We start from the raw sequence: 716 nt of genomic DNA, 5'->3' as shown, positions 1-716 counted from the left end.
CTTCACGACCAAATGAGGAACCCACCCTTTGCCCGGCCGCCACATCACCGACTGCCAGATGAGACTCTACATGAAGTTCCGTCAGACCGACACCACCCCGATCGCCGCCGCCAAGGCCGGCTTCAGCCCCTCCACCGCCTACCGCATCGCCAAGGACCCGCGTCTTCCTTCCCAGAAGAAGGCTCCCCGCGGGCGCCGGCGCCCCGATCCGCTCGCACGCGTCTGGGACAGCGAGATCGTCCCGCTGCTGCAAGCCGCCCCGAGCCTGCGCCCCGTGGCTCTCTTCGAGGAGATCATCCGCCGCCATCCCGAACTCGGCACCGGTATCCGCCGCACTCTGGAGCGCCGCGTCCGCGCCTGGCGCGCCCTGCATGGTCCCGAGCAGGAGGTCATCTTCCGCCAGGTGCACGAGCCCGGACGCATGGGCCTGTCCGACTTCACCGACATGGCCGATCTGGCCATCACCGTTGCCGGCCAGCCCCTCAATCACCGGCTCTATCACTTCCGGCTCGCCTATTCCGGCTTCGAGCATGCCCACGTGGTGCTCGGCGGCGAGAGCTATGTCGCGCTCGCCGAGGGCCTGCAGAATGCCCTCTGGGCCTTGGGTGGTGCTCCACGCGAACATCGCAGCGACAGCCTCTCGGCGGCCTTCCGCAATCTCGATCGCGACGCCCGCGAGGATCTGACCCGGCGCTACGATGCCCTGTGCTCCCATT

Annotated in this window: 1 protein-coding gene; it reads left to right on the top strand. The window is 68.0% G+C overall.

The window, feature by feature from the left end:
• Positions 1-28: 28 nt before the first annotated feature.
• On the top strand, positions 29-716 hold a 688-nt coding region (locus JKL46_RS35000; protein WP_484502708.1), incomplete at its 3' end, for an IS21 family transposase.

The sequence above is a fragment of the Microvirga zambiensis WSM3693 genome (assembly GCF_016735695.1).
Classification (GTDB): domain Bacteria; phylum Pseudomonadota; class Alphaproteobacteria; order Rhizobiales; family Beijerinckiaceae; genus Microvirga; species Microvirga zambiensis.
This window is presented reverse-complemented; position numbering and strand designations above follow the sequence as displayed.